Source organism: Bacillus sp. FSL K6-0042 (genome assembly GCF_038006685.1).
Taxonomy (GTDB): domain Bacteria; phylum Bacillota; class Bacilli; order Bacillales; family Bacillaceae_G; genus Bacillus_A; species Bacillus_A pseudomycoides.
This window is the reverse complement of the sequence record NZ_JBBOVS010000001.1, coordinates 2,741,020-2,763,541: the sequence shown is the minus strand read 5'-3', so window position 1 is coordinate 2,763,541 and position 22,522 is coordinate 2,741,020. Positions and strand designations below refer to the sequence as shown.

Sequence of the window (22,522 nt, the reverse complement as noted above, 5' to 3'; positions counted from 1 at the left end):
TGTGAAGTCGGATTTTCTTATAATTATGAAGTGAAGTATGGATTTATCACGCTATTCGTGAACAATATGCATTCACACCTCAAGGTTCCGAAAAATGAAGATTAAAAGTAGTAAAAAGTTTCATTACAGGTAAGATGAATAGGAGTAGAGTTCATTATAAAAACGATGTATAGTGAATATGTATACCATGTTTGCTTAAAAGATAGAGAGGGTACAATATGGAATAACGATTGTGCATAGGATGTGTCATCCAAATGGAACAACATATTGGTGAGTTAATCTCACATTATGGGTATTTTGGAATTATTATAGCTCTTGCGGGTGGAATAGTAGGTCTGCCAATACCAGATGAGTTTTTGCTGACGTTTGTTGGTTATAATATTTCGAAAGGAACTATGTCAGGGACAGCTGCTTTTTTTAGTGGAATGGCTGGTGCGGTACTTGGAATTACTTTAAGTTACATACTTGGCTTAAAACTTGGACTGCCTGTATTACAAAAATATGGTCCAAAGATAGGAATTAAAGAAAAGCAAATTGAAAAAACGCATGTTTTGTTTGAAAAATATGGTCCTTTTTTAATAATGATTGGATATTTTATACCAGGAGTTCGTCATTTAACTGCATATTTTGCTGGTATGTCGAATTTAACGTTTTGGAGATTTTGTCTATACGCATACGGTGGTGCTTTCATCTGGATTAGCGTTTTTATTGGACTTGGATGGAAACTTGGAGAGAAGTGGCGCTTTGTTGAATATAGTTTGCATCATTATGGAATGTGGATTTTAATTATCTCAGTAGTAGTTGTACTTATTGTGTGGCTCTACATAAGAAGAAAAAAAACCGCTAGTTAAGCGGGTTTTAGCTGAAAGCAATGAAGAGAACACCTGCTGTAATACATACAACACCCATTCCAGTCATGAAGTTTAATTTTTCGCCTAATATAATTATTGCAAGAATAATTGAAAATACAACACTTAATTTATCTACAGGAGCAACTTGTGAAACTTTTCCTGTTTTTAAGGCGAGAAAATAAAACAGCCATGATGAGGCACCAGCTATACCACTTAAAGTGATAAATAGCAGTGCTTTTTTATTCATTAGAACGTCACCAATATTTTGAAATTTTCCTTGTATCATAATTACGCCTATCATAAATAGTGCCATGATGATTGAACGGATAGTTGTTGCCACATTGGCATCGATTCCTTCTAAACCAAATTTTCCAAAAATGGATACAAGTGCTGCAGCAATTGCTGATAATAATGCGAATAATAGCCATGAACTCATAGTAAAATTCCTCCAGTCTTGTATTATTATACATGAAAATCATTCTCAAGTATAACGGATAGCAAGAGGATGTTTTGAATATAACTATGAAAATAGTAAAGGCCCATCTAACATCTTTATGTTAGATGGGCCTTTACTATTATTCTGCAATTTCTTCATATAAAAAGTACGTTACATTATAAATGTGTTCTACTTCATCATCTGTCATAAATAAAAGCTCTTCACGCTCAATTCCCTTTTTCTTTTCAATAAACTCAATCATATTTTTCCGTTCTTCTCTTTTCATCATTTTATTTTTCCTCCCAATCTGTTTTAATACAGTTTATTTAAGTTGATACTATTATATAACAGAATCTTTAGAAAGTTCCATCTTTTTTATCTTTTTTTTGATAAGAACTTTTCGACAAAACAAGCCCTTTTAAAGGGCTTGTTTTCGAATTATAGTCGTAAAAACTCTGGTTGAGTCGTACCAGCACTATCGATGTAGTAAATTGTATTTGGATTGATCTTTATAAGTACATAGTTAGGATCTTCAGGGCCGAGTAACCAGCGTTTTAAGTTGTTGTTCCAAAATTTATTTTTTAATGTTTGCTCTTCTTCAATTGAAGCGGTGCCTTCTACTTCGATATAATCTTCATCCCATTTCTTCCCTTCTCTTCCGAGTAGCACATGTACATTTGAATTTTGTTCGATATCTACTAGCTTTTTGGAATTACGATCTGTTGCGACATATAATACAAAGTCTTCATGAAAAAACATCATAAAACAGCTATGTGGCTTATTTTCACGCATGGTAGCTAATACACCTGTTCTTTGTCCTTCAATAATAGTTGCAATTTTTTCTTTTAAATTCATTTTTTGAGCCCCTTTCTGTTATCCGTAATTGTATTCTGTGAAAACTTGTTGCTTAAAATTTTTTACACTCTTTTATACCTTTTTCTTCAATCGTATTTTTTAAACGTATTTGTGATGAAATGGGACAAGTTAGGAGAAGAATAATGATAATAGTGGGGGAAATACATACGATGGAAGGATGGAAAATATGTTTAATAAAATTTTCTTAATACTTGCACTTGCTGGTGTACCGCTTTCTATTCTTGGAAATACGTTGCATTGGCCACAAACAATTATGTTTGCTGTGTATTGCATTACAATTATTGCTCTCGCTGCTTTTATGGGAAGAGCGACAGAAAGTTTAGCTATTGTTTCTGGACCAAGAATTGGTGGGCTATTAAATGCAACCTTCGGGAATGCGGTTGAACTTATCATTTCAGTTTTTGCATTACAAGCAGGGCTAACTGAAGTCGTACTTGCTTCACTAACTGGTTCCGTTCTTGGAAACTTATTGTTAGTTGGAGGTCTTTCTTTTTTTGTAGGAGGGCTCAAGTATAAAAGACAAAGTTTTAATGTTTATGATGCAAGGCATAATTCGGCCTTACTAATATTTGCAGTTGTTGTAGCATTTGTTATTCCAGAAGTTTTTTCAATGAAGATGAGTATAGACAAAACATATCAATTAAGTATTGGGGTTTCAATCATCATGATTGTCATGTATTTAGCCGCACTATTCTTTAAACTGGTTACGCATCGTGGTGTGTATCAGCATAAAAGCGATGAAGTAGAACATGAGGAAGAGCCTGAATGGTCAAAAGGGAAAGCATTACTTATTTTAGCGATTGCAACAGCGGCTGTTGCTTATGTATCCGAGGCGCTTGTTCATACATTTGAAACGGTAGCAAAATCATTTGGATGGTCGGAATTATTTATCGGGGTTATCATTGTTGCGATTGTTGGTAACGCCGCGGAGCATGCCTCTGCAATTATTATGGCTTATAAAAATAAAGTGAATATTGCAGTTGAAATTGCAGTCGGTTCAACCTTGCAGGTTGCCATGTTCGTTGCCCCTGTTCTCATCATACTTTCGATGTTTTTTACGGTGAAAATGCCCCTTGTATTTACAATGCCGGAACTTGTGTCCATGATTACAGCGGTCTTTTTAACAATTGCAATTTCAAATGATGGAGATACGAACTGGTTTGAAGGAGGAACATTATTAGCCGCTTATCTCATTATGGGAATTGGCTTTTACTTGTTATAAAAAATTGGGATAACAATATTACGGAGAGAAAATAATAGAGATAGTTAATATATAAATCCATTTTGATTTGCAGGCATATAAGTCGCTGCTACGAAGAACAAAAGGTGACCTGCACTTGTTTTCCCTCTTTGTTTTCATTTGGCATGGGGGGACAGGAAGAGGATCTGACCGCTTTTATGCATGACCAGATGCTCTCTCCCACCTAAAAAGAAAGATTTTATGTCGGTTTTTCAATTTGTATTTAATAGCTATTTAAATGATTTATACACTCTTAAATTAGGAAGGGGTAAAGTAGGTGAAACGAGTGTACAGCATATGTCTTTCAACTATGGTCTCGTTTATTTTATTATTTCCTTATAGTAGCTCTGCAAAGACAACAATAAACGTAAAGATGCCTTCATCTGTTTTGAATATTTCAAAGGACAATACGTATCCAAATGAAGTGCAAGATTTACCGCGTTTGCAGCCAAGTGAACTAGCGAAAGAATTACTGAAAACATCGACCATTCGAATCGAAAACCCAGATTTAATTCGGATGTTTAATGAAACGTCGATTTCAAATGCACCTCTTGCAGTTGGCTATAGGGCGAAAATTTATTTAGGTCAATGGCCGTTAAATTATGAATCAACAGATACAACGATAAATTGGGAATATAAGCAAGTAAATCGTAATGTATATGATAACCGTGGTGTGGAGCGGTTATATCCGCTTCGGTACAAACAAGAATCGCAAAAAACGATAGAAGGTGGTTTAACAGCCTATATTAAAGATACAGATGATGTGAAAAAGATGATTCTTTTAAAGGCGATGGAGAAGGTGCAGCTTCCCCTTTCTTTTAAAACAACAATTGGTTATGGTACTGGGAATGGGCGTGTATATAATATCAGCCCAAAACAACTTGGGTATTTATATGCATATACACCAGCGGTAAATGAAAAAGGAAAAGTTACATTTGGAGAAGTATATCTTGTTTTAAAAGGAAATCAGAAGAGGCTTGTCATTAAAAATATTACTTCACAAGGAATTGGGGCATCTATTCCTATACAAGATTATGTATCCTTTAAATTTATTTCTTCGCCTTATCCACAATAGCAAAAAAACGTCAGCTAAATATGCTGACGTTTTTTTGCTACAGTGTAATATTTGTTTCTTTTGTTAAGAAATCCTCGGTTGGATAATAGCTGTTTTTCACAAGAATATTTGGCCCAAGGCATTTTACAGCAGGGCAGTGACAGCTTAGTGATTTCGCTGTTTTCGAACTACACCATCTGTCGTAGGCTTCTTGTAATGTGTTTGTTTGAATGTTACCAAGCAGTGGAATATCACCAAAGTCTGTTACGATAATGTTGCCATCAAAAATATTTACATTTAAGCGAGAACGCCCATCTGGATCGTTACGAACCGTCACGTTTTTGCTTAAATGTAATTTTCTTAATGTAGCTAAGTCACGTTCATCATTACTACATGCGTAGAAAGGTAGTGTGCCAAATAACATCCATATATTTTCATCACGAATATCTAATAAATGCTCGATTGCACTTCGAATTTCATCTTTTGTTAAAATTTCAAGGTTGCTAGCAAAATCACTTGGGTACATAGGGTGTACTTCATGGCGCTTACAGCCCATTTCTTCGACGATTTGACGATGAATGTGTTCAATATGTGGCAGGGTACGTTTATTTAACATTGTTTCTGCTGACACGAGAACACCTGCATCTGATAAAGCTTTACTATTTGTAATCATTCGTTCAAATAGTTTAGCACGTTGTTCATAAGTAGGTTTGCGCTCCATCATTGCAAATCCACCTTCAACGAAATCATCAATTGTTCCCCAGTTATGTGAAATATGCAACACATCTAAATAAGGAATAATTTGTTCATAACGGGCTAAATCTATAGTTAAGTTTGAGTTGATTTGAGTGCGAACGCCTCGTTCATGGGCATATTTTAAGAGTGGTGTTACATAGTTGTCGACGGATTTTTTTGAGAGCATTGGTTCTCCGCCTGTAATACTTAAAGAACGTAAATGAGGAATCTCATCTAATCGTTTTAATAAAAGTTCCATTGGAAGCGGATTTGGATCTTTTGGCTGTAATGTATAACCAACAGCACAATGCTCACAGCGCATATTGCATAACGTTGTCGTTGTAAATTCAACGTTTGTTAATAGTAGTTTGCCGTACTCTTCAAGGTCCATATACGCTTCCCATGGATCGTAAGAAGGAGTAATCGGCTTCATTGTTTGTGATATACTCATCTGAAATACTCCTTTGACTGTTGAAATAACAATTTGTCCATCCTCTATAATAGAAGAATATGGACGTTTTATAAAGTGAAACTTTTTTCAGTGGGGGGTTCTTCATCCGCCACTGAGAATTAGTTGAACCAATCGGGCTTTTATGGGCAGTTGATCCCCAAACTAATTTCTTTGTTTTTGCTGAGTTTTAAGGCGGGGGTCTTACTGCCCGTTAATGCGGGGTAAAGTGAAACTTTTTGTAACAAGAATTCTTCATCTGTTGATTTCACTTCAAGTGATGGAGGAAGTAAATTAAATGTCTGCTTGTATGTAATCAAGTATTGTGGCAAAAATGATGAAAATTCATGTTCGTGATAATCATTTTTGCGGTATAATAAGAGTAACTCGAATAAAAAGGAGAGTGCCTTTGTGGGAAAAGCAATTCAAGATAAAGATTCACAATTAGTATATTTAAAAGAACGTTTAAATATGTTCATCGAAGTAATTGATACAATTGAACCAGAAGAGGTAGAATTAGAAGATGTAGATCGTCTTCTTGCGATGTTAGATGAATTAGAACTGAAATGTGAGCAATTTAAAAAAGACGAATAATATAAAACGGCTGCCAATTATATATTGGTAGCCGTTTTCTGTAAATGCGCTGTTTTATTAGAAAATATATAGATTTCCTGCCCGATTAAATAGAAGGACTATGGAAAAAAGGGTATAATCAAGTTGTGAAAAATTTCGTTTGATCTTAAGAGTCATAAAATAAAAACAAAGACTCTAGAGACTTAAGGGTAAAAATTTCATCTCGTAGCGTTTTGGTAGCGTTCACAATTGAGGGGGAAGTAACAATGGAAAAGCTTCAAGAAAGTATGTATCAACTGATTGTTGAAACATCAACGAATTTACCGAAAGATGTTCGTCGTGCAATTCAACGAGCAAAAGAACGAGAAAATGCAGGGACTCGTTCTGCAATGGCGCTTGGCACCATTACAAATAACATTAAAATGGCAGATGAAAACATCTCTCCAATTTGCCAAGATACAGGGATGCCAACCTTCAAAATTTATACACCAGTTGGCGTAAATCAATTACAAATAAAAGAAGCAATTTACAGTGCGCTTGAGCGGGCGACACAGGACGGGAAACTTCGTCCGAATTCTGTTGATTCTCTTTTCGGAGATAATAGCGGTAATAACTTAGGACCAGGTACACCTGTGATTAAGTTTGAGCAGTGGGAGAAAGATTATATTGATGCTCGTTTAATTTTAAAAGGGGGCGGCTGTGAAAATAAAAATATTCAGTATAGCTTACCTTGTGAATTAGAAGGACTTGGACGAGCAGGTCGTGATTTAGAAGGGATTCGTAAATGCCTTCTTCATGCGGTATATCAAGCACAAGGACAAGGGTGTAGTGCAGGAGTAATCGGTGTTGGTATCGGGGGAGACCGTACGTCAGGTTATGAGTTGGCAAAAAATCAGCTATTTCGCACATTAGATGATGTGAATCCAATTCCTGAATTACAGAAGCTTGAAGAATACGTATTAGAGAATGCGAACAAGCTTGGCATTGGTACGATGGGATTTGGTGGAGAAACAACTTTACTTGGTTGTAAAATTGGAGTATACAATCGTCTGCCAGCTAGTTTCTATGTGTCTGTTGCATATAATTGCTGGGCGTATCGTCGCCTTGGTGTAACAATTCATCCTGAAACAGGTGAGATTATCGATTGGTTATATCAAGAAGGTGAAAATACACTTCAACAAGAAGCGGAGCACGCAAAAAGTGAGCAGCGTGAAATTGTACTGCAGGCACCAATTACCGAGGAGCAAATTCGTGAACTTCGCGTTGGAGATGTCGTTACCATTAACGGGATGATGTACACAGGCCGTGATGCAATTCATAAGCATTTAATGGATAACGATTGCCCGGTAGATTTAAATGGACAAATCATTTATCACTGTGGTCCAGTTGTAGTGAAAGATGAAAATGACAATTGGAAAATTAAAGCGGCAGGTCCAACGACAAGTATTCGTGAAGAGCCATATCAAGGCGACATTATGAAGAAGTTTGGTATTCGTGCTGTCATCGGTAAAGGCGGCATGGGAGCAAAAACATTAGCGGCACTAGCAGAACATGGTGGTGTATATTTAAATGCAATCGGTGGTGCTGCGCAGTATTATGCAGAATGTATTAAAGAAGTGAAAGATGTCGACTTCTTACAATTTGGTATTCCAGAAGCAATGTGGCACATACGTATTGACGGCTTTAAAGCTGTTGTAACAATGGACTCTCATGGTAATAGCCTACATGCAGATGTAGATAAAACATCATTTGAAAAATTAGCAAGCTTTAAAGAACCGGTATTTAAGTAAGTGGAAAAATGCATCTCGAATCATTCGAGGTGCATTTTTTTGGTACATATAGAAAAATTTGTTTAGAATGAAAGAAATATTGAAAACAGAAACTACAGGTACGATGATATATGGAAAGGAGACTATTTATGAAGCATAGATGGTTATATATAGGTCTCATTTTTTCAATTATAATGACACTTGTTCCAGTTTCTGCTTTCGCGTATACGAACGCACCAAATCACTGGGGGATTCCGCGAGCAAAAAATGAGACTCCGCCAGATGCAGGGAAAAAATTTACTGATCTACTCCGGGGTAATGGTGGTTTTTATTTAGGCGACACGAAGAAAAAAGATATATATTTAACATTTGATAATGGATATGAAAATGGGTATACTGGAAAAATTTTGGATGTGCTAAAAGAAAAGAAAGTGCCAGCAACATTTTTTGTAACGGGTCATTATATAAAGACGCAAAAAGAGTTATTATTAAGGATGAAAAATGAAGGTCACATTATTGGAAACCACTCTCGAAGCCATCCTGATTTTACAACTGTAAATGATGAGAAACTTCGTGAAGAATTACAAAGTGTAACAGATGAAATTAAAAAAGTAGCTGGACAAAAAGAAGTGAAATATGTACGTCCTCCCCGTGGGATTTTTAGTGAGCGTACGCTAGCTCTTGCGAAAGAAATGGGATATTATAACGTATTTTGGTCGCTTGCATTTTTAGATTGGAAAGTAGATCAGCAAAGAGGATGGCAATATGCCCATAATAATGTAATGAATATGATTCATCCAGGATCCATTATATTACTTCATGCTATATCAAAAGATAATGCAGAAGCGCTTGCGAAAATCATTGATGATTTGCGCGAGAAAGGGTATCATTTTAAAAGCCTGGATGATTTAGTAAAAAGCAATCAGCCGTAAGCATGTATGCTTACGGTTTTCTCATGCTATAATGATGTGTAAAAAGGATGGGGAAACGTATGTGGAGCGAACATGTTACGTTAAAGGATTCGTACCATTTTGAAGAGGTACTCAGGCGTTTGTCTTTTGATCCACTCAATGTTGTTCAATTAGAAGAGAAAATAGTTTATGTCCCACTTCTTATGGATGAAGAACAAATTGTTGTCCGCGTACAAGGAATTGGTACACTTCAAAACCCACAATTTTGGGTTTCAAGTCAGACAGGTAAACAAGAGAAGGTTATGAAACGCATCTATTCCATTTTTCAATGGAATGAATCTTTTCAAGATATACAAACCCATTTTAGAAACACATCATTACGTCCACTTTTTGAAACATATGCCTATACACCACTTGTTTTAGAGTTTGATTATTTTGCTTGTCTTCTTCGTTGTATTATTCATCAACAAGTTCATTTGAAATTTGCTACTTCTCTTACAGAACAATTTGTAAAGCGATATGGAACAGAGAAGAATGGCGTTTTCTTTTTCCCAACACCAGAAAGGGTAGCGAATATTTCAATAGAAGAGCTCAGAAATCAGAAATTTAGTCAACGAAAAGCTGAATATATGGTAGGACTAGCAAAACATATTGTGGAAGGTAAGTTAAATTTAGTGGAGCTAGAAAAACAAACAGAAGAAGTAGTAGCAGCACAATTGTTACCAGTGCGAGGTATTGGTGCATGGACGGTGCAAAACTTTTTACTGTTTGGGCTCGGACGGAAAAATATGTTCCCGAAAGCAGATATTGGGATTCAGCGTGCACTTCAAGGTATATTTCAATTAGAGAATAAACCAGATGATGCATTTTTAGAAAAAATGAAACAAGAGTGTGAACCATACTGCAGTTATGCAGCGTTGTATTTATGGAAAAGTATAGAGTAGAGGTGTAACAATGGTACAAAAGCAACATGAGAGTAAGTTAGAAGTTGGTCAAACGTTTCCTGTGACAATTAAGCGTCTAGGGATTAACGGAGAAGGCGTTGGTTATTTTAAGAGACAAGTTGTTTTCATTCCAGGAGCATTACCAGGAGAAGAAGTTGTTGCGGAAACAACGAAAATTCAGCGTGGCTTTGCTGAAGCGAAAGTGAAAAAAATTCGTAAAGCATCACCGCATCGCGTAAAATCGCCATGCCCAGTATATGATGAATGCGGTGGTTGTCAATTGCAGCATTTAGATTATAAAGAACAGTTGAATCAAAAGCGAGATATTGTTGTACAAGCCTTTGAAAAGTATATGAACGGAAGCATGGAAGCTGACATTCGTCCAACACTTGGTATGGGCAACCCATGGCATTATCGTAATAAGAGTCAATTACAAGTAGGACGTAAAGATGAAAAAGTGATTACAGGATTATATAAACAGAACTCACATCAATTAATTGATATTTCTCACTGCATGATTCAGCATAAAGCAACAAACGAAGCGACAAAAGTTGTACGACGTATATTAGAAAAATTGAACATTTCTATTTACAACGAGAAAAAACAAAAAGGTCTAGTGCGTACAATTGTGACACGTGCTGCAGTTCAAACAGGGGAAGTACAAGTCACATTAATTACAACAAAAGAAGAATTACCAAATAAAGAGCAATTTATCGCAGAAGTACAAAAACAAATGCCAACAGTCAAATCGATTATGCAAAATGTGAACTGGCGTAAAACATCTGTTATTTTCGGTGACAAAACATTCAACTTAGCTGGAAAAGAAGTCATTCAAGAAACACTCGGTGATTTATCATTTGAATTATCAGCACGTGCATTCTTCCAGTTGAATCCAGAACAAACTGTTGTCCTTTACAACGAAGCGAAAAAAGCTGCTGCGTTAACAGGAAAAGAAAAAATCGTTGATGCATATTGTGGCGTTGGTACAATTGGACTTTGGCTAGCAAATGATGCAGCAGAAGTGCGCGGTATGGATGTCATTCCAGAAGCGATTGAAGATGCAAAGACAAATGCAAAGCGTCACGGATTTACAAATACAAGGTACGAAGCTGGAAAAGCAGAACAATGGCTACCGAAATGGGTGAAAGAAGGCTGGCGCCCAGATGTAATCGTAGTTGACCCTCCTCGTACAGGTTGTGACGATAAGTTGCTTGAAACAATTTTAAAAGTACAACCAAAGCAAGTTGTTTATGTTTCTTGCAATCCTTCATCATTAGCGCGTGATGTGAAAGCATTAATGAAGAGTTATGAAGTGGAATATGTACAACCGGTTGATATGTTCCCGCATACGGCGCATGTGGAAAATGTAGTAAAGCTTGTTAGAAAAGAAAATTAAAGGTGTGGCAGTGAGAGATAGGTCTTATCGAAAAATCGATAAGGCCTAATTTTTATTTAGGATGAATTACCCTGAACCGCATTATAAGTAACCGATAGTGATTTGATTTTAAAAGTGAATTGTTTATTTTAGGTCTATCGGAATAATTTTAATAAAGTGAAACTTTAATCAGTGGGGGTTTTCTTCATCCCCCACTGATTATTAGTTGAACGAATCGGGCTTTTACGGACAGTTCATCTCCCACCTAACGTCTTTGCTTTCGCTGAATTTTGAGGTGGGAGTGTTACTGTCCGTTAATGCGGGATAAAAATTAGAATTAAGAAATTAGCACTGATCTTTGTATGATGGAGTGCTGTTTTATTTGTTTTTTATTACTATATCAACTCTGATTACTTTAACTTTAATTCGTATGTAATTAAATAATATGATGATTAAAGGATTATACAAATATTGGGTAAAACAAAGTATACTCAATATAGATAAATATAATTGATTTAATTAGGAGTGATTTTTATATTTAAGCAAAATGCAAAAAGGATACTTATATCATTATTAACAAACCCAATATTAATAATTGGATATTGGATTTTTTGTTATGAGTTAGCTTTATTCTGTATGTATGGAAGAATGAATTATAATATTTATATTTTATTATTATGTATAGTATTTTTTATATCTGTAATTACATTTACGACAATGAGAATTATAAAAGATAAAGAATATGAATCTAAAAAATTAATTAATTTAAATGCATGGAAATATATTTCTATTATCATTATTGTTGTAATCACATCATTTTATGGTGTAAAGATTTATAAAAGTGCAACAAATTATGAAGGCAAACTTGCATGGTTTATAGAAAGATTAAAAAATGAAAGATCAGTTAAATTTGAACATAATAATATATATGAATATGGGGTAGAAGGCATTTTTGAAGATATAAATAAAAAATATACTTTGCCAAAGAAATTATATATGGCAACTGATTTTGATCTTACATTTCATTCAGATGGAACAATCACAGCGTTTGATACATTTGTTTATGGGAAAAATGCTGATGGGAAAGAGGAAACTTACTTAATAACTTATAATAAAAATAAGTCACAAGATATTACTATAATACGAAATGGATATGCAAAACCTGATTATGATGAAGATAAACTAGTAGAACCTCTAATTAAAACGGTTAAGGCTATTCCAGTTAAGAAAACAGTTAGTAAGTGGAATGAAAGTAAGTATGAATTGGTCTATTATGGAAAAAGGAATTGGGGATACAATACAGAGGGAATTATTAATATTAATGAGGATGGTACGGAGCATAATCTTAAAGAAGCAACTTCTGAAATCATTGGATACACTGTATCTATATTTGTCCCTGGAAAAGAGAAAGAGTTAGTACCGGCTAGATATAACTTAATAGGTGACCCGAATTGGAGTAAACCAAATCAAAAGAGTTCTAAAGAGAAGCAACAAGATTTAACGAATAGCAAGGAACAGTTTTACCTATCAAAAGAAGTTGGTTATAAACTAAATATGACAGAGAAAGCATTAGGTAGTGCTTTTTATTCACTAAGCAAGACTACTGATGGAGGTAAAACATGGGAGGTTATAAATACAGACCCATTTAACAGAGGAATTGGTAGTGTATCAGGAATAACCTTTATAAATGATAAACTTGGATTTTTAGGAGCAGTCAGACCTTCTGGTAACGAGGGAGAGTTATATCGTACAGATGATGGGGGCTTATCTTTTAAAAAAGTAAATTATCCGCCTCATGAAGTGAAATTAGATCATACACAGTCTATAATAAGTCCTTTTGATTCTCCAGGTATGCCTTATGAGAAAGATGGAGTTTTTAATATGTTAGTTGGACAAGGAGCAGACGGAGATTATAATGGCGATAGTAGCGCACTTTATCAATCAAAAGATAAAGGAGAAACATGGGAATATATAAAGGAAGTTGAAAAATAGTTAGAGTTAGTACTAAAGGTGAATAAATAAAATGGCCTCCGTTGCAGGTGCAACGGTGAACAATACTATAAGTAAATAGGTTTAAGTATATAACTGTTTTTCCACCCCGCACAGGAGAAGTACGGAGCATAAATAATAAAAACAAAGAAGCAGAAAATCACTTAGGATTTCCTGCTTCTTTGTTTTTATAAAGAAAATACTTGAGAGACTGCTATTAGCTAGTACACGACAACCGGTTCATAAGTACTGAGATTATCATACACGGTTTTCGCAACACTAGGAGAGAGGTTGACACATCCGCCTGAACCTCCCGTTAAATAGGCATTATTTGCCCAGTTTGTCCGCCAGCCAGCATCGTGGAACCCTTGTCCGCCGTTTGTGAACGGAGCCCAGTAATCTACCTTAACGGAATAATCAGGTTTACCTACTGCGCTGCCTTTGAGTGTGTACGGTGATCGTTTATAGAGGATATACCACACACCCGGTGATGTATCTTCACTCGTACTATGTTTACCTGTCACTACATTCGTTGTGACTGCCAAATTTCCATCTTTGTAGATCCAAATTTGCTGTTCTGCAATCGACACTTCCGCATACGTGTCTCCAATGCCATTATTCGCTGTTGTTTCATAACCGATGCCTTCTTTATTCCAGCCATTTCCGTAAATATTAGAAGCGGAAAGCGATTTTTCCCCTTTTTCGAAGGCTTCTTGGATTCGTTTTGCTTCTTTTGCAACATCTATTGCCCAGCCATAGCCTTGTCCTTTTACTGATATGACCGAACCAGAATGGGTTTTAAATGTGAAGTCTTTATTTAATGTTGATTTAGAATTATTAATTTCAGTAATCTTGTTCTTAATGTCGCTCGCGTCGATTGTAACCTTCATATCCTTTGACATAGAGGCATTTTTAATTAGATCTTTAGCTTTTAAAGAGTAAACTTCATTCTGTACCTTATAATCAATGGTTTGTTGAAGAAGATCCTGTAGTGCTTTCTCTTCTTTTTTTACAATAGGATTGTTTTCTTTAATAGGCTGTATGTATACAGGCTTCAGATGGATTTCACTTTTATACTTCTGCTTGTCGTAATCCTTTAATAGACTAACGACATCATACTGTTTTCCATCAATGCTTTTTGAGATAACAACTTTGCCCTGTTCGAGCTTCGCCATAGCATCTTGAGGCGCTTTTAAATCTTTATTCATAGATAAGAGCTTTTCTTCTACAAGTTTTTTCATTGTTTTACTTCGATACTGATCCGCCTTTTCTGGTAGCAGCGAATAATTTTTTTCCTTTGAGGAAGGGGAAAATGTCCATTGGCTTTTTAATAGTTTCTTAACTTTAGGCAAATCTTCTTCCGTAAGTTCCGTTTGCGTATCTTTTTCATCTAAAATTTGTTGTTGGCCGACATAGACTTTGTTCTCTAATCCAGATGCTTTTAATTTCTGCATTGCCTGATCAGCAGTCAGACCGCCGACTTTTGTGTCATTAATCGTAACATGTGAATTGAAACGGGTTGCCTGATAATAACTCATTCCCCCAATTAGAAGTGCAATTATAACGACGCCACCCGCTGTGATAAACTTCCAATTTTTAAAACGCTTGCTTGAGTTTACCCGTTTTCTATCAACTTCTTCAACCGATTCATTTATTGTGTTGTTGTTCATAAATATTTCCTCCACATACCTAATATAATCCCAGTATCAAAGTCAACCGACTTTAAACTAGTGTTTTTGCATCCAAAACAAAACCAATGATTAGTGTACCTTATTATTCTTAAATTTTCACTTTTTTTTTACCAAATTTTACAGTATTGAGTTGGTCAAATTTGAATTTTTGTTCATAGAATGAACGTGTTAATAACCAGTAGATAAACCAAAGGGATTATAAAGTTTCACATAATTTATCTTCTTTAATCCTTTTTTTAGGCAGTTATATTATATAATTAGGATATATTATCCATACAAGTTTGAGGAGTATTAATCAATTAGAAATATATCTTAAGAGTAAGTAAGATGAGGAAAGAAAGAGCACCTCCTTGGTAAGACAAGAGGTGTTTCAATTTGAAATACGATGACAATGTGAAAGTCAAATGACGCGATAAATTACAATAACCGAAAGTGAACTTTGCAGCCTCGTTAAACGTAACCTAGCGATAGGAAAAAAAGGGAGAAAGGCAATAAAATGTACACAACAGTCCTACATATAACAGGCTTATTTTGTAGCACATAGAGAATGACATATAGAATTGTATACCCCAAATCCTTCTTAAATGATAGCTAAATTCTTTCGATTCACAATGAATAGCCCCTTCCATCCACCTTGTAAGCCCCTTAAAAGCCCCTTACAAGTAATAAATCATTACAAAAACAAAACAAAAAACTACTACTACAAGAATCTCCCCGAAAGAAATAAAAACGTAGTAGTAATTTTTTATAAAATTAAATTACCCAATTTCCTCACTTGTCTTTATATCTATTAAGGAAACGGCAATTTCATATTTGCCGTAAAAGGTGGGAGGGATCAATATGGCAGTATACCGGAATGTACAGGTGAATTTTTGGCAGGATGATTTTGTATTGGACTTAACGCCGGAGGAACGATACTTTTACATATACTTGCTGACATGCTCTAAAACGACGCAATGCGGCATTTATCCGTTGCCGAAGCGTTTGGCGGAGATGGAAACAGGCTATAACCGGGAGACTGTTGAGAAGCTACTGCAGCGGTTTATTGACTATGGAAAAATATTATATGATGCAGAAACGAAGGAGCTATACATCCAGAACTGGGTGCGCTATAACCCAGTTACGAACACGAACATCGAGAAATGTGTGTTGCGTGAGCTAAAGACTGTGAAAAGCAAAAAGTTTTTACATATGTTTCTTCAAAAATGTTTGGAGGAAGGGCTGAGCATTCCGCTGTTATTGGAGCATTTTGGTATGCCGGTTGAAGAGTCTCAAGCTGTTCCTCAAGATGATGCCGAAAGCTGTGAAACAGATGGGGAAATTGATTTGGGAGGTAATGTATTCACGTTTTATGAACAAAACTTTGATAGCTTGTCACCACATACGATGGAGGAACTGAATGCGTGGATGGATGATCTGTCAGATGAACTTGTATTGAAAGCACTCCAGATTGCCTATGAAAATAACAAGCGAACGCTTGCTTATCCCGCATTAACGGGCAGTAAGACCCCACCTTAAGATTCAAAGAGAATCAAAGAAGGTAGGTGGGGGATAACTGCCCGTAAAAGCCCGATTGGTTCAACTAACCATCAGTGGGGGGAAAGCCCCCCCACACTGATGGAAGTTTCACTTTATGTGAAGGGCATTTTACGGGACTGGCATGAAAAAGGATATACGAGGCTTAGTGAAGTAGAGGAAGCAGCAGTGAGGTTTCGGAAGAAGGAACTGTCTGTTGCCCATGATACTGAGAAATTTCTAAATGATTGTGAAGAATGGGAGAAAAACGTACCGTCTGAAGAAGAGCTACGGAGGTTTTTAACGGAACATGGGTGGCGTCCGTGACTTAGATTGTACACTATTGATTTCATATGTATAGTTCATGCGCATAATACATTGGCAGAAGTAGACACTAAATGAGCTATCTTGTGTTACTATGAAAAGAAGATTACGAAAAATATCATAGAATGCTTAAAATTTTTGTTTTATGTAACGGAAAAAGAAAGGCGGTGAGTCTGTTAATAAAAACATGAATAGGCAAATGTCTATGTTTTTAATAGCAGAAAACAATGAACAATTACAAATTAACAATTCAATATGACGGCGGCCGCTATAAAGGCTGGCAACGTCTTGGAAATAATGATAATACGATTCAAGGAAAAATCGAAAGTGTATTATCAGAAATGGTTGGACACGAAATAGAAATCATGGGATGCAGCAGAACAGATGCTGGTGTACATGCTTTGAATCAAGTAGCGAACTTCAAGGTCGATGAAAAATTAGCAGAACCGAAAATTAAGAAGTATTTAAATCAATACTTACCAAACGATATTAGTATTAAGGATGTGGAGTTAGTCTCTGAACGTTTCCATGCTCGCTACAATTCGAAAGCGAAGACGTATTTATATAAAATTTGGAATGAGGAACATACGAATCCATTTATGCGTAAATACAGCATGCATGTTGGGAAAAAGTTAAATATTGAAAACATGCAAAAAGCAGCGCAATATTTAATTGGTTCACATGATTTTACTGCTTTTTCTAATGCTAAATCTAAAAAAAAATCTATGGTTCGTGAAATATATATGCTCGATGTCGTGGAAAGTGAAGGTTTCATCCAAATTAGAGTGAGCGGAAATGGATTTCTTCACAATATGGTGAGAAAAATCGTTGGAGCGTTAGTAGAAGTTGGATTAGGTCAGTTAGATGCTGAAGTGATCCCACAAATTTTAGAAGCGAAACAACGAAATCAAATTAATTGTCTTGCGGATGCGAGTGGGTTGTATTTGGAGAAGGTTGATTTTTAGGAAAAAATAAAGACCGTCCTTTCGGAACGGCCTTTATTTTTTGTGCTTATAGAACATTCTAAGATTACGTATTTAGCCCATACTTTTTTAATCGATATTGCAAGTTTTGTCTACTTAATCCTAAGTATTTTGCGGCTTGCGAGATATTTCCATTATGTTCTTTAAGAATTTGAATAATATATTCTCTTTCCATTTCTTTTATTGTGTTCTTTAAAGTTTTCGATGTATGATCTAATTTATCTGTTTCCCATCTAGCTAGAGGAGGTTGAATAGGGAATTCGTTTTTTGTTAGCTCATAAAAACGAGCTGGGGTATGGGATGTTGTAATAACGTCCTCATCTTCAATTAAGTTCATAGCCCCTTCAATTATGTGCTCTAATTCGCGTATATTGCCGGGCCAATCGTGTTTATAGAAGAAATTTATTACGCTGTCATCCACACCTTGTACTCGTAAACCAAACTGCATATTATATTTTTCAATAAAGCTATGAAGAAGCGGTAAGATGTCTTCTTTCCGCTGTCTTAAAGGTGGGAGAAATAAAGTGACGACGCTTAGTCTGTAATATAAATCTTTTCGCAGGCGATTATGCGTGATAGCTTCAATCGGATCTTCATTAATGGTAGTTATGATTCGAACGTCGACTTCTTTTTCTTGTGATCCGCCGATTCTTCGTATTGTTTTATCTTGTATTGCCCGCAATAATTTGGCCTGAAGTGCAGGGCTTAGCGAGTTAATTTCATCTAACAATAAAGTTCCACCATGGGCTTCTTCAAATAAGCCTGGTTTATCGATTGCGCCTGTAAAAGCTCCTTTATTCGTACCGAATAATAAGCTTTCCATTAAAGTTTCAGGAATGGCAGCACAATTTTGTGAGATAAAAGGTTTTCCAGCACGTTGACTTTCATTATGAATACTTTGTGCAAATAGTTCTTTTCCAGTTCCTGTTTCTCCCACAATCAGTATAGAGGAAGAGGTACGCGTTACTTTTTTTGCTTCTGTAATAACCGATTGAATCGCACCTGAATTACCTATTATATGATTGAAGGTAAATTTCGTATGATGCCCTCGAATCGCGCCTCCTTTACTCGTTTGCCTTAATGGAGGAAATTCTTTTACGATTTCAACAGCGCCCTTGATTTTTCCATTCTTCACTATAGGGAAGGTGTCATTAATCGTTGTAATCTCTTGCCTCTTATTATTAAAATAAGTCTGTTTTATATTTTTCTTTGCTTTTCCAAGTGTTAATGCTCCTATAAGAGTACTATTCTGGTTTTCTTCAAAAACAAATACTTCTAAAAGATTTTTATATAGTACATCTTTATGATCCATCGATTCAATCTCCATCATTTTGCGGTTATAAATGATCGTCTTACCTTCTTCGTTAATCATGTGAATGCCAATATCAATTTCATTCAGTAAAGTTTCATATAGCATATTCATTTCAACTAATTTTTTGAAATTGATTTCTTCTGTATACATGTTTCATCTTCTCCTTGTTATACCTTATGAAGACTGATTTTTCTTAATTTTAATAAAATTTTTGCGAGTATGCAAAAAAAATTTGCGTGTTTAAGGTGAAAAATCTTTAAAAGAGAAGAAAGATATTGCGTGGAATTCAGATTTTTTCAGTACTATCTCTTAATCCTAAGTAAGAAATTAGGTTGGTATATATCTTGCATGAATAGTAGTTGAATCTTATAAATTTGGAGGTGGGGAAAAGAGTTACATGCGCACTTAATAAGAAAGAGGGGTTTAAAAGATGAAAACAGTAATAGAAAACGTGTACAGCCCTTGCTATGGCAGAGTTACAAAATTATTTATTAATGAAAGTTCCTACGTATATGAGTGGGAGAAATTAGCTTTAATTGAAACAATGGATGAACGGAAAGTAGAAGTTAAAGTGGGAATCAGCGGTTATGTGGAATTGCTAGAAGTAGAAGAAGGACAAGTTATCACGGAGCAAACATTATTAATAACAGTCAGGGATGATTTATTGATTACAGGAAGTGATTAATATAGTCCTTCTGGATGATGTACCGTTTTCTAAGGATCTTTTAAACAATTGTGGAAAATTATAAAAAAATTTTAGTAACAACTATTTATCGTGTGATAGTATTTCCTTGGATTGGGAGATTTTCTTTTGAAAAATCTCCCTCTTGTTACAAGTCTATCGTAATCATGAGTATGCACTTTATTTTTTTATATTATTTTTTAAAGCGTTTACATTTCTGCTAGGGGGCTCATATGGAAAAGCAAAATCAGGAGTTAAAGCGAGAGCTAAAAAGTCGACACATATTTATGATTGCACTTGGAGGGGTTATTGGCACAGGTCTTTTCTTAGGATCAGGTTATACAATTCATGAAGCAGGGCCAGGCGGTGCGATTGTAGCGTATCTTGTTGGGAGCTTTGTTATGTATTTAACGATGCTTTGTCTTGGAGAGTTAGCTGTTGCTATGCCGAATGCAGGATCTTATCAAATGTATGCTACAAAGTATATTTCGCCTGCGGTAGGTTATGTAGTTGGTTGGATGTCATGGTTAAACTGGGCTGCTACGATAGGGATTGAGTTGATTGCAGTAAGTATTTTAATGAAGCGCTGGTTTCCACATGTACCATCTTGGATATGGTGCGTCGTGTTTGCAGTCCTTCTTTTTTCGATTAATGCATTATCCTCACGGAGTTTTGCAGAGGTTGAGTTTTGGATTGCCGGCATTAAAGTAATTACAATTATTGCATTTATTATTTTAGGCGGGGCAGCGATGTTTGGATTTTTACATATGAAAGGAAATGACGCAGCACCGATGCTTTCAAACTTTACTGATCACGGGGGACTGTTCCCAAATGGACTGAAAGCGATTCTAATTACCATGATTGCCGTTAATTTCTCCTTCCAGGGGACCGAAATTGTTGGGATTACGGCCGGTGAGAGTGAAAACCCGGAGAAAACCATTCCGAAAGCAATTAGAAATACAGCTTGGCGTATATTCATTTTCTTTATACTTTCTATGTTTATACTCGCTGGGTTATTCCCATGGGAAAAAGCGGGATTAGTAGAAAGTCCATTCGTAGTTGTATTTGATAAAATTGGGATTCCGTATGCCGCAGATATTATGAACTTTGTTATTATTACAGCGGTGTTATCAGTAGCAAATTCGGGCTTATATGCAACTTCTCGTATGCTTTGGTCTATGTCGAAGCAAGGGATGATTAGTCCGATTTTTGGGAAGTTATCTAAAAAGGGTGTTCCTATTTATGCATTACTTACAAGTACAATTTTTGGTTGTCTTTCTTTATTATCTGGTATATATGCAGAGGATACAGTTTATTTATGGCTTCTTTCTATTGCAGGATTCGGTGGAATACTAGTCTGGGCATCGATTGGTTTATCAAATTTTCTTAGTAGAAGAATGTACGTAAAGCAAGGCGGGGATATTAAGGATTTGAAATTTAAAACGCCGTTGTATCCGTTTGTGCCACTTCTTTGTTTCGGATTAAATATGACTGTAATCGTGGGCATGGCTTTTATTCCAGATCAACGTATGGCATTGTATTGTGGTGTTCCATTTATGATTGTTTGTTTACTGTTTTACCGTGTTACAAAAAATAAGAAAAAATCAATGGAACACATTGAAAAGAAGGACACAATAGAAGTAAAAAGTTTATGATGGAATTTTAGGTTTGATTTTTATGTAGATGAGTAATAGTGTTATACAAAATCAACCGTAGGGAAATTCTAGATATGTCAGCAACAGTAACAGATGGCGGGGGTTTAGTGAGTTCAATATTCCGGCTGTCATTTATGGACCAGGGACTTTAGAGGAAGCGCATTCTGTAAACGAGAAAGTTGAAATTAGCCAGTTAATTGAGTTTAGGAAAGTTATTGTGGCTTTTATATACGAGTGGTGTCATACACAAAAATAAGAAAAAATTAAGGTTTTCATAATAAAGAGATAAGGTACATTATGTAATATGAAAGGTACCTGTCGTGGAATCGTACAAGCTTTTATGTTTGTACGATTTTTTTAGTAGGAACTATTTCAAAATCTAGGTAAGCTAAGCTTCCGAAATAGTTCCATATGTTCTCCAAGAAATCCTCTACGTTTTTTTTCTCATTTCAGCCAACTTCTCTTTTGCTAATTCCACTGCGATAGCATCATCTAAATAGCCAATTGGAAATATATAATCAGGGATAATGTCTGTTGATAAAACGAAATACAATAAGGCACTCCCGATGATAGCACGTTCTTGGAAAGGAATGGATTCTTTGCAAAATTGATGATACATATCTGTTAATTGCTCAATGAAAGGTCCTGTGCTATCAATTTGTTGCAGTTTTGTTGAGAAGCTTTCATGAATACGTTTTTGTCCTTCTGTTGTTTGAGCGTATCGCTCATAACTTTCGAGTTCCTGTTTTACACGAGTTGTTGTGTAGTCGTAATCAAATAGGTTAGATGATTGTAATGTTTGTTGAATTGCATCTATGGATGTGTACATATCCGTCTTTTCTTTTTTTTCATAGGGAAAATCCGTATGCATGGAATCATATAAAACTTGCATAGGAACTTGCAGACATTCTGCAAATTTTTGCAGGTGTTTTTGTTTTGCTTGTTGTTTACCATTTATAATTCTTGAAATTGTGGAGGGATCAATGTTTGTAAGTGTTCCTAATTGGCGCATAGATAAGGCACGTTCTTTTAACAATTTTTTTAATAAGGTACCAAGTTTATCATTTGGATTTTGAATAGACATAGTTTTGGCACTCCTTTTTTTCTAAGGTGTTGAAAAAATGTGGAGCTTTTTATTACAAGTATATGAAGCTGACAG

General features: G+C 35.6%; 20 protein-coding genes and 2 pseudogenes. 15 read left to right on the top strand and 7 right to left on the bottom strand.

Annotation, left to right across the window (positions count from 1 at the left end):
- The first annotated feature begins 254 nt into the window (after positions 1-254).
- Positions 255-851 (top strand): DedA family protein, encoded by a 597-nt coding sequence (locus tag MHH45_RS14155; protein ID WP_016132365.1) that lies wholly within the window; start codon positions 255-257, stop codon positions 849-851.
- A 7-nt stretch (positions 852-858) separates the two neighbouring features.
- Here the strand turns inward: MHH45_RS14155 and MHH45_RS14150 are convergent, their stop codons facing one another.
- From MHH45_RS14150 to MHH45_RS14140, 3 genes are all read right to left on the bottom strand, one after another.
- On the bottom strand, positions 859-1,287 hold the full coding sequence (locus MHH45_RS14150) for an EamA family transporter (RefSeq protein ID WP_003194827.1): 429 nt from the start codon (positions 1,285-1,287) through the stop codon (positions 859-861).
- Between the two features lie 139 nt (positions 1,288-1,426).
- Entirely contained in the window at positions 1,427-1,573 is a 147-nt protein-coding gene (locus MHH45_RS14145) for a BH0509 family protein (protein WP_026008701.1), read from the bottom strand.
- Between the two features lie 152 nt (positions 1,574-1,725).
- Positions 1,726-2,142, bottom strand: a complete 417-nt coding sequence (locus MHH45_RS14140; protein WP_016112952.1) for a pyridoxamine 5'-phosphate oxidase family protein — start codon at positions 2,140-2,142, stop codon at positions 1,726-1,728.
- 187 nt (positions 2,143-2,329) lie between these two features.
- On the opposite strand from MHH45_RS14140, the gene cax reads away from it, so the two are divergent.
- Positions 2,330-3,385, top strand: coding sequence for a calcium/proton exchanger (cax, locus tag MHH45_RS14135; protein WP_016112953.1), 1,056 nt, complete (start codon positions 2,330-2,332; stop codon positions 3,383-3,385).
- A 295-nt stretch (positions 3,386-3,680) separates the two neighbouring features.
- Positions 3,681-4,478, top strand: coding sequence for a YfkD famly protein (locus MHH45_RS14130; protein ID WP_077295042.1), 798 nt, complete (start codon positions 3,681-3,683; stop codon positions 4,476-4,478).
- Positions 4,479-4,515: 37 nt separating this feature from the next.
- Here the strand turns inward: MHH45_RS14130 and yfkAB are convergent, their stop codons facing one another.
- On the bottom strand, positions 4,516-5,643 hold the full coding sequence (gene yfkAB, locus MHH45_RS14125) for a radical SAM/CxCxxxxC motif protein YfkAB (RefSeq protein ID WP_016112955.1): 1,128 nt from the start codon (positions 5,641-5,643) through the stop codon (positions 4,516-4,518).
- Positions 5,644-6,051: 408 nt separating this feature from the next.
- Between yfkAB and MHH45_RS14120 the strand changes: the two genes are divergently transcribed.
- The 6 genes from MHH45_RS14120 (at position 6,052) to MHH45_RS14095 (ending at position 13,204) form a co-directional block, all read left to right on the top strand.
- On the top strand, positions 6,052-6,234 hold the full coding sequence (locus tag MHH45_RS14120) for an SE1561 family protein (protein WP_002174720.1): 183 nt from the start codon (positions 6,052-6,054) through the stop codon (positions 6,232-6,234).
- Positions 6,235-6,479: 245 nt separating this feature from the next.
- Positions 6,480-8,003, top strand: coding sequence for a class I fumarate hydratase (fumA, locus tag MHH45_RS14115; protein ID WP_016132368.1), 1,524 nt, complete (start codon positions 6,480-6,482; stop codon positions 8,001-8,003).
- 128 nt (positions 8,004-8,131) lie between these two features.
- A complete protein-coding gene (gene pdaA, locus MHH45_RS14110; protein WP_016112957.1) occupies positions 8,132-8,914 on the top strand; it encodes a delta-lactam-biosynthetic de-N-acetylase in 783 nt (260 codons plus the stop codon).
- A gap of 59 nt (positions 8,915-8,973) precedes the next feature.
- On the top strand, positions 8,974-9,837 hold the full coding sequence (locus tag MHH45_RS14105) for a DNA-3-methyladenine glycosylase family protein (RefSeq protein ID WP_077295044.1): 864 nt from the start codon (positions 8,974-8,976) through the stop codon (positions 9,835-9,837).
- Between the two features lie 10 nt (positions 9,838-9,847).
- Positions 9,848-11,233, top strand: coding sequence for a 23S rRNA (uracil(1939)-C(5))-methyltransferase RlmD (gene rlmD / locus MHH45_RS14100; RefSeq protein WP_088093922.1), 1,386 nt, complete (start codon positions 9,848-9,850; stop codon positions 11,231-11,233).
- Positions 11,234-11,737: 504 nt separating this feature from the next.
- A complete protein-coding gene (locus MHH45_RS14095) occupies positions 11,738-13,204 on the top strand; it encodes a WD40/YVTN/BNR-like repeat-containing protein (RefSeq protein ID WP_077295047.1) in 1,467 nt (488 codons plus the stop codon).
- 218 nt (positions 13,205-13,422) lie between these two features.
- Here the strand turns inward: MHH45_RS14095 and MHH45_RS14090 are convergent, their stop codons facing one another.
- The gene (locus MHH45_RS14090; RefSeq protein WP_016112961.1) at positions 13,423-14,871 is read right to left on the bottom strand and encodes a L,D-transpeptidase family protein; all 1,449 of its coding nucleotides are present in this window, start codon (positions 14,869-14,871) and stop codon (positions 13,423-13,425) included.
- 861 nt (positions 14,872-15,732) lie between these two features.
- On the opposite strand from MHH45_RS14090, the gene MHH45_RS14085 reads away from it, so the two are divergent.
- The 3 genes and pseudogenes from MHH45_RS14085 (at position 15,733) to truA (ending at position 17,696) form a co-directional block, all read left to right on the top strand.
- Positions 15,733-16,410, top strand: a complete 678-nt coding sequence (locus MHH45_RS14085; protein WP_016112962.1) for a DnaD domain-containing protein — start codon at positions 15,733-15,735, stop codon at positions 16,408-16,410.
- A gap of 114 nt (positions 16,411-16,524) precedes the next feature.
- Positions 16,525-16,734 (top strand): annotated as a pseudogene (locus tag MHH45_RS14080) (hypothetical protein); the annotation flags it as partial.
- Between the two features lie 224 nt (positions 16,735-16,958).
- On the top strand, positions 16,959-17,696 hold the full coding sequence (truA, locus tag MHH45_RS14075; protein ID WP_016112964.1) for a tRNA pseudouridine(38-40) synthase TruA: 738 nt from the start codon (positions 16,959-16,961) through the stop codon (positions 17,694-17,696).
- 64 nt (positions 17,697-17,760) lie between these two features.
- Here truA and MHH45_RS14070 read toward each other — a convergent pair whose 3' ends face one another.
- Positions 17,761-19,176 carry a sigma-54 interaction domain-containing protein gene (locus tag MHH45_RS14070; protein WP_016132372.1) on the bottom strand — a complete coding sequence of 472 codons (1,416 nt, stop codon included), beginning with the start codon at positions 19,174-19,176 and terminating at the stop codon, positions 17,761-17,763.
- A gap of 280 nt (positions 19,177-19,456) precedes the next feature.
- Here MHH45_RS14070 and MHH45_RS14065 point away from each other — a divergent pair, with 280 nt between their 5' ends.
- The 3 genes and pseudogenes from MHH45_RS14065 to MHH45_RS14055 form a co-directional block, all read left to right on the top strand.
- Complete coding sequence (locus MHH45_RS14065; protein WP_003194859.1) at positions 19,457-19,711, top strand: hypothetical protein; 255 nt, start codon at positions 19,457-19,459, stop codon at positions 19,709-19,711.
- A gap of 230 nt (positions 19,712-19,941) precedes the next feature.
- Positions 19,942-21,363, top strand: coding sequence for an amino acid permease (locus MHH45_RS14060; protein ID WP_016112966.1), 1,422 nt, complete (start codon positions 19,942-19,944; stop codon positions 21,361-21,363).
- A gap of 68 nt (positions 21,364-21,431) precedes the next feature.
- Positions 21,432-21,619 (top strand): annotated as a pseudogene (locus MHH45_RS14055) (acetylornithine deacetylase); the annotation flags it as partial.
- A gap of 174 nt (positions 21,620-21,793) precedes the next feature.
- Here the strand turns inward: MHH45_RS14055 and MHH45_RS14050 are convergent.
- Complete coding sequence (locus MHH45_RS14050; RefSeq protein WP_016112968.1) at positions 21,794-22,447, bottom strand: DUF1232 domain-containing protein; 654 nt, start codon at positions 22,445-22,447, stop codon at positions 21,794-21,796.
- Between the last annotated feature and the right edge of the window lie 75 nt (positions 22,448-22,522).

Bases quoted from the DNA above. Each gene is read 5' to 3' on its own strand.
- MHH45_RS14155 (WP_016132365.1), top strand. From the start codon at position 255: ATGGAACAACATATTGGTGAGTTAATCTCACATTATGGGTATTTTGGA.
- MHH45_RS14060 (WP_016112966.1), top strand. From the start codon at position 19,942: ATGGAAAAGCAAAATCAGGAGTTAAAGCGAGAGCTAAAAAGTCGACAC.
- MHH45_RS14145 (WP_026008701.1), bottom strand. From the start codon at position 1,573: ATGAAAAGAGAAGAACGGAAAAATATGATTGAGTTTATTGAAAAGAAA.
- MHH45_RS14150 (WP_003194827.1), bottom strand. From the start codon at position 1,287: ATGAGTTCATGGCTATTATTCGCATTATTATCAGCAATTGCTGCAGCA.
- rlmD (WP_088093922.1), top strand. From the start codon at position 9,848: ATGGTACAAAAGCAACATGAGAGTAAGTTAGAAGTTGGTCAAACGTTT.
- pdaA (WP_016112957.1), top strand. From the start codon at position 8,132: ATGAAGCATAGATGGTTATATATAGGTCTCATTTTTTCAATTATAATG.
- MHH45_RS14090 (WP_016112961.1), bottom strand. From the start codon at position 14,871: ATGAACAACAACACAATAAATGAATCGGTTGAAGAAGTTGATAGAAAA.
- yfkAB (WP_016112955.1), bottom strand. From the start codon at position 5,643: ATGAGTATATCACAAACAATGAAGCCGATTACTCCTTCTTACGATCCA.
- MHH45_RS14085 (WP_016112962.1), top strand. From the start codon at position 15,733: ATGGCAGTATACCGGAATGTACAGGTGAATTTTTGGCAGGATGATTTT.
- truA (WP_016112964.1), top strand. From the start codon at position 16,959: ATGAACAATTACAAATTAACAATTCAATATGACGGCGGCCGCTATAAA.
- MHH45_RS14065 (WP_003194859.1), top strand. From the start codon at position 19,457: ATGAAAACAGTAATAGAAAACGTGTACAGCCCTTGCTATGGCAGAGTT.
- MHH45_RS14070 (WP_016132372.1), bottom strand. From the start codon at position 19,176: ATGTATACAGAAGAAATCAATTTCAAAAAATTAGTTGAAATGAATATG.
- MHH45_RS14105 (WP_077295044.1), top strand. From the start codon at position 8,974: ATGTGGAGCGAACATGTTACGTTAAAGGATTCGTACCATTTTGAAGAG.
- cax (WP_016112953.1), top strand. From the start codon at position 2,330: ATGTTTAATAAAATTTTCTTAATACTTGCACTTGCTGGTGTACCGCTT.
- MHH45_RS14140 (WP_016112952.1), bottom strand. From the start codon at position 2,142: ATGAATTTAAAAGAAAAAATTGCAACTATTATTGAAGGACAAAGAACA.
- MHH45_RS14050 (WP_016112968.1), bottom strand. From the start codon at position 22,447: ATGTCTATTCAAAATCCAAATGATAAACTTGGTACCTTATTAAAAAAA.
- fumA (WP_016132368.1), top strand. From the start codon at position 6,480: ATGGAAAAGCTTCAAGAAAGTATGTATCAACTGATTGTTGAAACATCA.